At 33.8% G+C, this 10,989-nt stretch carries 10 protein-coding genes, 1 tRNA gene and 1 pseudogene; 7 read left to right on the forward strand and 5 right to left on the reverse strand.

The window, feature by feature from the left end; genetic code table 11:
- Nucleotides 1-22: 22 nt before the first annotated feature.
- The 3 genes and pseudogenes from cutA to NBW37_RS07140 form a co-directional block, all read left to right on the forward strand.
- Nucleotides 23-328: pseudogene (cutA, locus tag NBW37_RS07130) on the forward strand (divalent-cation tolerance protein CutA); the annotation flags it as partial.
- Nucleotides 319-393 (forward strand) — tRNA-Gln (locus NBW37_RS07135). The pseudogene cutA and the gene NBW37_RS07135, both read left to right, overlap by 10 nt.
- 363 nt (nucleotides 394-756) lie before the next feature.
- Nucleotides 757-987: a hypothetical protein gene (locus NBW37_RS07140; protein ID WP_250296323.1), complete on the forward strand. Its 231-nt coding sequence runs from the start codon at nucleotides 757-759 to the stop codon at nucleotides 985-987.
- 7 nt (nucleotides 988-994) lie between these two features.
- Here NBW37_RS07140 and NBW37_RS07145 read toward each other — a convergent pair whose 3' ends face one another.
- Complete coding sequence (locus tag NBW37_RS07145; RefSeq protein ID WP_250296325.1) at nucleotides 995-1,282, reverse strand: hypothetical protein; 288 nt, start codon at nucleotides 1,280-1,282, stop codon at nucleotides 995-997.
- Between the two features lie 549 nt (nucleotides 1,283-1,831).
- On the opposite strand from NBW37_RS07145, the gene NBW37_RS07150 reads away from it, so the two are divergent.
- Nucleotides 1,832-4,354: a DNA polymerase I gene (locus tag NBW37_RS07150; protein WP_250296326.1), complete on the forward strand. Its 2,523-nt coding sequence runs from the start codon at nucleotides 1,832-1,834 to the stop codon at nucleotides 4,352-4,354.
- 98 nt (nucleotides 4,355-4,452) lie between these two features.
- Nucleotides 4,453-5,589 (forward strand): hypothetical protein, encoded by a 1,137-nt coding sequence (locus NBW37_RS07155; RefSeq protein WP_250296327.1) that lies wholly within the window; start codon nucleotides 4,453-4,455, stop codon nucleotides 5,587-5,589.
- 35 nt (nucleotides 5,590-5,624) lie between these two features.
- On the opposite strand, the gene NBW37_RS07160 is transcribed toward NBW37_RS07155, so the two are convergent.
- The 4 genes from NBW37_RS07160 to NBW37_RS07175 all read right to left on the reverse strand — a co-directional run bounded on the left by NBW37_RS07160 (nucleotide 5,625) and on the right by NBW37_RS07175 (nucleotide 9,518).
- On the reverse strand, nucleotides 5,625-6,404 hold the full coding sequence (locus NBW37_RS07160; RefSeq protein WP_250296329.1) for an exodeoxyribonuclease III: 780 nt from the start codon (nucleotides 6,402-6,404) through the stop codon (nucleotides 5,625-5,627).
- Complete coding sequence (locus NBW37_RS07165; protein ID WP_250296330.1) at nucleotides 6,404-7,111, reverse strand: uroporphyrinogen-III synthase; 708 nt, start codon at nucleotides 7,109-7,111, stop codon at nucleotides 6,404-6,406. Before NBW37_RS07165 ends, NBW37_RS07160 begins: the two co-directional genes overlap by 1 nt.
- 1,082 nt (nucleotides 7,112-8,193) lie before the next feature.
- Nucleotides 8,194-9,066, reverse strand: coding sequence for a hypothetical protein (locus NBW37_RS07170; RefSeq protein ID WP_250296331.1), 873 nt, complete (start codon nucleotides 9,064-9,066; stop codon nucleotides 8,194-8,196).
- A gap of 95 nt (nucleotides 9,067-9,161) precedes the next feature.
- Nucleotides 9,162-9,518, reverse strand: coding sequence for a glutaredoxin (locus NBW37_RS07175; protein ID WP_370273091.1), 357 nt, complete (start codon nucleotides 9,516-9,518; stop codon nucleotides 9,162-9,164).
- A gap of 60 nt (nucleotides 9,519-9,578) precedes the next feature.
- Here NBW37_RS07175 and ribF point away from each other — a divergent pair, with 60 nt between their 5' ends.
- On the forward strand, nucleotides 9,579-10,511 hold the full coding sequence (gene ribF, locus NBW37_RS07180) for a riboflavin biosynthesis protein RibF (RefSeq protein ID WP_250296332.1): 933 nt from the start codon (nucleotides 9,579-9,581) through the stop codon (nucleotides 10,509-10,511).
- The gene (lspA, locus tag NBW37_RS07185) at nucleotides 10,508-10,984 is read left to right on the forward strand and encodes a signal peptidase II (protein ID WP_256466268.1); all 477 of its coding nucleotides are present in this window, start codon (nucleotides 10,508-10,510) and stop codon (nucleotides 10,982-10,984) included. The genes ribF and lspA overlap by 4 nt, the downstream gene beginning before the upstream one ends.
- Nucleotides 10,985-10,989 lie beyond the last annotated feature (5 nt).

Raw genomic sequence — 10,989 nt, forward strand, 5'->3', positions numbered from 1 at the left:
TAAATTCTAATGAATAGTTTAGTTTTCAACTTTTTCAAATTTAAATGAGGCTAAAACTATTTCTGAAGAATTGTTAAACGAGAAGTTAATTGTATGTGTAACTGAAGTAAATTCTCTGTATTTATGGGAAGGTAAAATTAGTAATAGTTGTGAAGTAGTAGCAATTATGAAAAGCAAAAATGATCAAGTTGATAAAATTGTAAAAAAAATCGAAGCAATGCATTCTTATGATCAGCCAGCTATTGCTGTGATGCCCATAGAAAGAGCAAATAAATCTTTTACTAATTGGGCTAATAGTGTTATTAATGTAAGTAGTATTGGGGTGTAGCCAAGTGGTAAGGCAGCGGTTTTTGATACCGCCACGCGAAGGTTCGAATCCTTCCACCCCAGCCATGTTGAAGTGGGTGTGAAATGATATCACTTTTCTATAAATTAAGATTATTTAATTATATACTAGGCAGCTTAAAAGATATAGTTGTAAAGCTGTTTCTCTGCACAATGTATCTTTACACGTTCAGCATTGTACTCATGTTTCTCAGCAATGGTTTTTGGTATGCTGTAGAATTTGGCTCTTTCAAAAATGCGTTTTACCGTTTGTTTCAATATTGCAAGTGGTATTATGAAAATAGGGAAGATCTCGGTTACGGAATTTCTATTCGAATATTAGTGGCGTTTCTTACTCCGCATTTTCTCTATAAGTTGTTCCTTAGCACAGGCTGGAAGTCCTTTTTAAAGGAAAAGATAATACGGATACTTATGTTCATAATCACAAGAAGAAAAAAGGGTAGTAGCAGTAGTAAACCAAGTGGCAGTAGTTATAGTGACAAGAATAATTACAGCAATAACAGTGGCAACAATGAGTATCACGCTCAAGATGCAAAGCGGAAAGTAAACATGATAAAGCAGCTATTAATCAAAGATATAGAGACAACTATAGATAGGAGATTGAATGATATTTTTTTCGGTAAAAGGAGTAAACCTCATTGAAAAGGCTTTATCTAGTAAGGCTTTTTAAAATTGGTTGTATTTTGTTTTTTACGTATACCGGATCACAATCAGCCAATATACATGTGTGCACAAAATCTTGACTAAGATCTGATAACCAAGAAATCGCTTTACGTTTTTCCACCAAGCTTTCTGTTTTTTTACAGTTACTTGTTGCATCAATCGTTGCCTGCACTATTACTGATTTCCAGAGTATACAGTACCGTTGTATATCATCTGACGTACTATTTGCTTCGTAATGGTGAAAAAATTCTTTAAAATTGAAGTTATTTGACATAATGATACCTCTTTGGATTGAAATTTGAAATGATTTGAGTTTATGTCGCCACAGCAGATCCCGCTAACACGTAGCGGGATACTTGACCTTTACAGGGATGACGGTTGTCGTTTAGCTATAAACATTAAGAAATTTACCAAATAAAAAAAAGACAAAAGAAACCCCGCGTTAGCTAGTTGTCATTCTATACTGTCTTAAACAGCGCGTTTCAGCTTATATAGGTAAAAACCCAGAAATGTTATGAAGACATAAGGTGCACATAGTGCAAAAAATTAAAAATAAGACGCCAACTACGTTGTTTTCTTGCTGTTTAATCTGCACAGATGAAGATAACTGAATACCTTCAGTTTCATGATAAGAGGACTGGCGGAGTTTGTCAAGTAAGTTTTTTGTTTCTATTCCCAATGTTATATGGTTATGCAAGAAGTCTAATTGGTATAACCATGCATAAACGCTATTTTCGGCAAAATCTCTTACAACACTCAAAAACAAAAACTTGATTTTCGCAGCTAAATAGTGAACCATCAAAAGCACGTATAAATATCTACAATGAAAGAAAAAACTTTCACAATCATCGATGGCTATGGTTTTCTTTTCAGAGCTTACTATGTACTACCTCACTTAATTACCACAACAGGAATGCCAATAGGTGGTGTATATGGCTTTCTGAATATGGTTCTTAAGTACATTGCCCATTCGGACTACTTAACTATAGCACTTGATGCAGGGAAAAAGAATTTTAGGCACGATTTATATCCTAAGTACAAAGCAAACAGAGTAACGCCTCCTGAGGATCTAATGCCACAGTTTACCATACTGAGGGAAGCTGTAGAAGCTTTTAACCTCAGCTATGAAGAAATTGAAGGTTATGAAGCAGATGACATAATCGCAACACTAGCTGCAAAATACGCCAATTACCAAGACTTTAAAGTGGTAGTCGTTTCATCAGATAAAGATTTATTTCAACTCTTGAACCACAATATTTTAATATTCGACCCCATTAAAAATATATACATAGATGAAAAACAAGTAATAGAAAAATTTGGTGTAAACTCACATAAGCTTCTTGATTTATTTTCTCTAACTGGTGATGCATCCGACAACATTCCAGGCGTTCCGGGAATAGGTCCGAAGACTGCAGCTAAATTACTAGATGAATTTGATTCATTGAATAATATTATAGAGAACATTGATAACATCGAGCAAACGAGGATTCGTAATATTCTTACCGAACATAAGGAAAAAGCACTAATTTCAAGAGAACTTTTATCACTATGCGAAAAAGTAGACCTTCAGCATGATATTGCAAAATATGAAGTCCATTCTCCAAGTATGGAGAAATTATTGTCCTTTTTAAAGAAGTATGAATTCAATTCCTTAATAGGTAAAATGGAAAAGCTTTTTTCTTATAATGGATCTAGCACAGAAAAGAAAACAGAATATAGTAGTGAAGAGTTAGAGAAATTTTTAGAGCATTGTAGATATGAAGGCAAAATTGCAATTCATTACCGCCTTGAAAACAATGTATTAAGTTTATCTTATAGCGAAAGTAATATTTTTTATATAGAGCAAGACGGCATACAAGATGCACTCATTATAATTAACTCAACTTTACTCTCAAATGGGGTGCTTAAAATAATACATAACATTAAAGAGATGAGGAAAATCTTTCCTGCAGTGGAGAAGATTCTAGATTCAGTTGATGATTTGGTGATAATGTCGTATAGCCTTGACACAGGAAAACACGATCACAGTATTCCAAACATAGTTGCGCATAATTTGAGCGGAAATACAGAAATTTTCTCGGCAAAAACTTTAATAGCAATTCATGAAAAGCTAAAGCAGAGGTTATTTCAGGAAAAATTGTTCACAATTTACGAGCGCTTCGATAAGCCACTTATGAAAGTAATATTTGATATGGAGAAAAATGGGATATTACTTAACATACAAAAATTACAGGAGCTGTCCGATAAATTTCAGCAGGTAATTGCCGTGCTTGAAGATGAGATATATAATTTGGCAGGAGAAAGATTTAATATTGCTTCGCCAAAACAATTAAGTGATGTTTTGTTCAATAAAATGGGGCTCAGTAAAAAGAAGAAGTCAAAAAAGTCTGGATCGTATAGCACCAATTATGAAGTTCTAGAGGCACTCGAAGAAGAAGGAGTAGAAATCGCAAGTAAAATTCTAAATTGGCGACATTCAAGTAAATTGAAGAGTACCTACACTGATGCATTAATAAAGCAGGTTGATCCACTTAATGGTAGGATACACACAAACTTTTCAACGACTGCAACTGCAACTGGAAGGCTGAGCTCCAGCAATCCTAATTTACAGAACATTCCTATCAGAAGCGAAGAGGGAAATCTTATCAGACAAGCATTTATTGCGCCAAAAGGGTGCAAGATAATCTCTGCTGACTATTCGCAAATAGAATTAAGACTCCTGGCACACGTTGCAAACGTTGCAGCATTTAAAGAAGCTTTTGCAAACGGACAAGATATTCATGAGATCACCGCAAGGCAAGTTTTTGGAGTGCAAGAAATAGATGAGCAATTAAGACGCAAAGCAAAATCGATTAATTTTGGAATTATATATGGCATTAGCCCATTTGGTCTTGCAAAGCGACTTGGAATTACCTTTCAAGAGGCTGCTGAATACATTAATTACTATTTTTCCTGTTACCCAGAAATAAAGGCCTATATGGAAAAAGCAGTGTCTATCGCAAGATTGCATGGTTATGTAGAAACTTTGTTTGGCAGGAGATGCTTTGTAAGAGACATAAACAATACAATTCCTTATATAAGACAATTTGCAGAAAGGGCAGCAATAAACGCACCACTGCAAGGAACCGCCGCTGATATAATAAAACGTGCGACGATTCAGCTTTTTGACCAGTTAAAAGCAGGTAAAATAATCCTCCAAGTTCACGATGAACTATTGGTTGAAGTAGAAGACGAAAAGGTACAAGAAACAGCAAAACTTATGAAAGATATAATGGAAAATGCAGTGAAGATTTCTGTACCACTTGAAGTAGAGGTGAAAATTAGCAACAACTGGGGCTTTTCTTAATTATGATTTAAATGCCATGGATTCTAGGGGTATAAATCATTTGAACTAATACGAAAAATATGTTAGAATAGAACATAGCAAATGTAAATAGGTCAGCCATGACAGGCCCACAAGTAAAAAGCTCAAAACCTCCAAAATTACCTACTCAGGTAACTAACAAAGATGAGAAAGTTTTTAAATTTAAAAACGAGGAGCACCAGTTAATCTATCGTGCTTTCTTAGATATTTTAGAAAATCCAGAAAATCTAGAAAAGCAAACGAAACAGGAAATAGAAAAGAAGGAACAGAAATTGAAAGAAGAACTTTCAGATCAAGAAAAACAAAAATTACAGAGTAATCTGAAGTCATTATACGAACGATTAGAGCGATTACAAAATGGAAATGAAAAGAAAATTTTTACTTTTATATCAAAAAATCATGAAGGTATATTCAAAAATGTCAAGCCAGAAGATATAAAGTTACTAAGTGAAGAAAATTTTCTTCAGTTTTTACTTTCCGTATCTAAAAAAATTAGAGAAAAAAATTTAGCTAGTGAAGAGAATTTAGAAAATGGTGAAATAAAGGCAGTAGTAGATGATTGTGTAGCTGATATACGCGGTACAGAAGCTAAAGATTCATTCATAAAGCTTGCTGGGTGGCCACTTGAAGTAAAGGTAGATCCTAAAAACTTTTTTAGCTCTTTTAAAGACGGTTTACTAGAGAAGGTACCATTTTTTGGTAAAGACAAAAAAGAAGAGGATGAACCACCACTCAGTGATGAAGAGATGGTAACAACGTTCTTACGTAAATCTTTACTTCCTGTTGCTCTTTTTGTTCTTGCAACGCTAACTTTTGGCACTGGTCCAATTATGCTAAGTATTGCTGTTATTGGACTTTTAATCGCTGAAGTAAAAGTAGTAAAAAGTCTTTTTTCAAATGACAAACCAGGTACTTTATATAACCCTAGCTCACAAGATAAAGATGATACAGAAAAGAGAGCAAAACTGAATGGAAAAATTCTCGAGGGCATTGATGATATTTTAAAAACCCCAGTTACAGGAGTTGAGAAAGGCACCTCTGTTTCTGAACAAAATTCCCAAGGAAACGAAAAGAGTGAACAACAACCTGTTCCTGAGCAAATTTCCCAGGAAAACAACAGGGGAAATGAAAAGAGTGAGCAGCAAGATCGATCTTGGGCAGGAAAGGAAACCAAACGAAGGGAAGAGACCATAGAGCAGCAACCAAGTAAGACCTAAGTTTGCCAAAAGTGAGTTGTGTAAGAGGTCTACTATTATTCTATAGCACATACAACAGGAGTATGATCAGATGGGTTTTCTAGCTTACGCAATCTATCATCTACGTAGCATGTTTCCAATTTATCTACAGCTTGTGGCGATAATAGCATATAATCTATTCGCATTCCTTGATTGTTTCTGAGTGAATTGCCTTGATAATGCCACCAAGTGAATTGTTGCAAATTGGGGTGGGATATTCTAAACGTGTCTTTAAACCCAAGATTCAAGATTGCTCTTAACTTCTCACGTTCTTTTATATGAAAGCACACTTGGCCATTCAATAAATTTGAATCAAAAACATCAATTTCATCCAGTGCAACATTATAATCGCCAGCTATAATAGTTAACTCTTCATTCTTCAACAAATTGCTCATTCTTTCATATAGGTTATCAAAAAACTTGAGTTTATATTCAAATGCGTGAGAGTCCGGGCTTTGACCATTTGGGACATATACGCTCCCTACTCTTACCTTCTGATTATTGTGCTTTATTACGCACTCTATATAACGTGCTTCTTGATAACCCTCTACAATATCAATTTTTAATTCTTCCAGTATCGGATATTTAGATAAAACACAAACGCCATTTCTTGCAACTTGTCCATAAACAGCACATTTATACCCTAGCTTTTCTATCTCTGCATAAGGAAATTGCTCTTCCGTACATTTTATCTCTTGCAGCAAAATTATATCTATCTTACTCTCAACTATAAAACTACAAAGTTGGTTAACTCTTTTACGTATGGAGTTTACATTCCAAGTTGCAATCTTTAGCATCAGCAATCCTTATTAATTATATCAATTAAACTCTCCCCAGTAGGTAACCTCGATGTTATAATTTTTTTCCATTTGATTAACTTTAAACTATCAGCAATGTTCTTACTCATGGTATATGCAATTGTATTGTTTATCACATGAGATAGGCCACTTTTTAGAACTAATGAGCAAAATATCCTTGCTGTCTGTGAGGAAAAAAAAGCAACGCTATCAATTTTACCATCCAACAGCAAATTTTTACACCTATTAGTTAGACTCCTTTTAATAATTGTTTTATAGAGTACAACTTCTCTTACATTAAAATCTTCTTCGGATAATCTCTTTTTTAGGTCACATGATACTTCTTGTCCCCTTATATACAAGAACTTTATTGCGTTTGAATAATGAGCTTTTATGAATGATATCAGACCATCAACGTTGCTGTCTGCTGAGATTATATCAGAAAATCCCAAATTTTTTGCAGTCTGCATGGTTGAATTACCAACTGTAATAATCGGAAAGTCATCCACTTTGCATATTTGACTAAAAGCCTTTACACTGTTTTTACTTGTGGATATTACAACGTCAAATTCGTGCGCAGATATATCAGGATTTAAGTGTTTTATTGTGAATACTGGTTCTATAAAAACTTTGTATCCATACTTTCTCAATATATTTCTCGTATTGAACGAATCCAATAAAGGCCTCGTTAATAAAATAGACTTCATTCTGATTTATTTCACTACCAGTAAAATAATATCCTTTATACACAAATTACTAAATAAAAATTTTTATTTTTCAAATGATTAGACTTCTTGCATAACCTAGGAAAAAGGCAAATAGTTTTTAGGTTTACTGACGATTTGAAGAACTGTCACTCCAGCATTCTCTCCCTGTCATTCAAGTAGCTTGACACTGGTTCCTTTATGACGGCAGTGCGCCTATGATGTCATGCAAGTAGCTTTCCATCCAAAAGGGTGTCAGTACCTTCTCCTGTCATCCCAGTGTCAGCTACTCGGATGACATCATCCTTTTTTTGGGATTCTAGCGTCACGCACTGGGATGACACCCTACTTAACCGTCATACCGCCGCGGCGCTAACAAGAGATCCCGCTAACACGTAGCGGGATGACGAATTGCTATGCCGCCACGAACCGTCATACCGCCGCGGTATCTCATCCGCTAACACGTAGCGGGATGACGATTGTCGGTGAACCTAAGTTACTTTAGCCATAAACATTAAGAAATTTACCAAACGAAAAAAAAGGCAAAAGAAGCCCTAGTCATTGTCTATTTTCAGTATCGGCGTTCTTTAAGTCTTAAACACTGCAATTTAGCTGCTTTTAAACGCAACTAACTTAAGCTATAAATGTTTAAGAAATTTACCAGCAGAAAAAAAAGACAAAGAATCCCCGGAGTAGCTAGTTATTCCACTCTTTATTTTAAAATTTGACGTTGGGTGATGTCTTAAACGCTTTATAAGCGCTTTTCAGCTTATGTGGGTAAAAACCCAAAATTTTTATAAAGACATAGTATGCACATAGTGCAAAAATTAAACAATAGTACGCCAAATACAAGTCTTCTTGTCATTTTAATCTGCACAGATTGGGAAGTTAAATAATATAGCTTCAGTTTCATGATAAGGGGGCTGGCGGAGTTTGTCAAGGAAGTTTTTTGTTTCCATGAGTACCTGAAACCACAATGTTTGTACAGTTATGTACATAGTGCTGGAATCCAAAAAAAGAACCAAGTAGCTTGGCTACTTGGATGACAAAAGGTAATACAAGAAGTCTATAGGCTCTCGTATACCTTAGTGAAACTTAACAAGTTTATCTATAGTTTTAGTGATGATTCTTGGAGTATCCGGAGAAACTGCTGAGCTCAGCTTATTTAACCGCTCTATAGCAAACTCGCTATTCTCATTTGTTATGAAATCACATAAAATATTTTCTATATCCTTAGTAACACTTTCATGCTTCCTCAGAGGATGATTATGTGGATATCTATTGATGGTTTTGATACTGGAATACTCAACAAAAGCTTGATCTTTAAAGGCAAGTTGTCTCAATTTCTCTTTGAATTTTCCTTCTTCCTCTTTTGCTAAAAGGCGAGACTTTATCAGTGATTTTACAATCAAATTTATAGCTTGATGTATTTCAGAATGCACTATAACTTTAATGGTATTTTCTTCCACTATACAATCATAAATACTTTTTTCGCTCTTTAATGACTCTATAAGCGTTTTACTATTTTGTGAATTCAATTCCAAATTCTCTTCACTCATAGGAGTTATTATAAAGGTATTCTTATTTACTCTGATATTAAATTGTGGAAATCCTTCAAAAAGGGAAAATGTTACGTCTTTAAACTCAAGTGCATGATTGTATGCAGCAAAAAGGGTATGTGCTATAACGCTGCTGGGCACTTCCATTACGTGTTTACTCAGATGGTTCAATACATTTTCAACCTCATGATATGTAAAGCCTGTATCTTTTAGCAATTCAACGACTTCTATGCCGTCGCGCTGTTTATACTCTATTCTCACTTCTTCTGTAAAAAGTGTTTTAGCTGCTATATGTTTATCAAGCACTGTAAAAATCTTGATGAAATTCTCTAAATCTTGTTTGTTAACTAATTCGATACTAATTAAGTTTCTACTAATAATTGAAATATTTTTTGTCATTTTTTCCCACTAAAAAAACTCACTAGATGAATTGTATTTTTAATTTATTAAGAATTGTTTAAAGTGGTTATGCCAGCAACAATAAAAGTAAAAAATTACATAAAATCATCATGTGGTATAACACACTCTCCACATTCATCATTGCTGTTTGTGTAGGTTGTGACATCAGTGTGATTGTCATTATTATTTAGCATATCATCCAACTTTCCTTCTTTTTCAAGATCCATCAATTTGTCACTTCCTGCAATATGATGAATATAACTCCCATTGTCATCAGTAATAAAGATCTGTGGAACTGTTCTAACGTTATACTTTGATTTTATGTCGTCAAACAAATCTGAGTTTTTGAGCACATCAATTTCTTCATACTTCACACCTTTTTTATCTAGTAAATCCTTTGCCCTTATGCAGTATGGGCAGCCCTTCTTTACATATATCACAACATTTTTCACAATTTATCTCCGTAGCTTACTAAAATATAGTTATTATATATAAGAAATATATCAAATTGTATGAAAATTATTTATAATTGTGAGCAAGGGATAGAAAATAATGTAGCACTAACCTTCGGAAATTTTGATGGCATTCATTTAGGACATGAATTTACAATTTCCACTCTAAAGAAGGTAGCACAAGAAAGAGGATTACCCTCCGCAGTTTTAACTTTTGAGCCTCACCCATCAACTGTTTTATTTGGTAGAAACAATTTTAGGTTGGTAGACCAAGAACAAAAAAAGAAACTAATCAGCAGCTATGGTATAGATTACTTGTATATTATTAATTTTAGTAGAGGTTTTTCTGAGGTTAGCTGCGATGACTTTATCAGTAAGATTTTAATAGATAAATATGGCACTAAACACATAATTGTCGGAGAAAATTGCACTTTTGGTCATAAACGATTGGGTAATATATTAACTCTAGAGAAATATTCTGAAACATATGGATACTCTTTGACTAAATTAGAGCCATTAATAATTGACGGCAAAATTTGCTCTTCTTCTTCAATAAGGGAGTATGTACAAAGGGGCGAAATAGAAATTGCTAATAAATTACTTGGTAGACCTTATCAAGTTTCTGGTGTTGTGACAAAAGGTGCATGTAGAGGTAGAGAAATAGGATTCCCAACCATAAATATTCCTATAGAAGATTGCATGATAAAACCAAAATTTGGTACATATTACGCTAAAGTGATGTTTTCTTATAATAACCCAAATTGGTTATATGGAGTAGTCAATATTGGTATGAGACCTACATTTAAGGATCTGAAAAAGCCTATAATAGAAATGCACATATTCGATTTTGATGAAGACGTATATAATCATAAAGTTAATATACAACTTTTAAAATTCATAAGGTCAGAAAAAAAATTCCATAGTATTGAGGAGTTAACAAAACAAATAAATTATGATATACTTAAAGTTTATAGGTTAAAGGCAAATTTATGAAAAAGTTATGCTTAATTGTTATATTAATTATAGTATTGATTGACCAAACGAGCAAATTGTACATAAACTCATTGATTGATGAGGGAGAATCAATTGAGATCACTAGCTTTATAAAGCTAATTGAAGTTTGGAATTCAGGCATTAGTTTTGGAATGTGTAGCGCTTTACCGCATGGCGGTTTCTTTTTTTCAGCATTTTCAATACTAATAATTGGTATACTTGCATACTTGATATACAAGTCTGATGATCAGTTAACTTACCTTGGGTTTTCTCTGATGATTGGTGGAGCAATCGGAAACGTAGTTGATAGGATTTATTGGGGAGCTGTATATGATTTCATATATTTTCATATTGATGATTGGTATTGGCCAGCTTTTAATTTAGCGGATTTATCTATAGTTTGTGGAATGTTTACATTGTTATATAAGTGGTATATATACGATATGTTTATTTCTAAACAAAATGAGGAATAAAATAA

The organism is Wolbachia endosymbiont of Oedothorax gibbosus (assembly GCF_936270145.1).
Classification (GTDB): Bacteria; Pseudomonadota; Alphaproteobacteria; order Rickettsiales; family Anaplasmataceae; genus Wolbachia.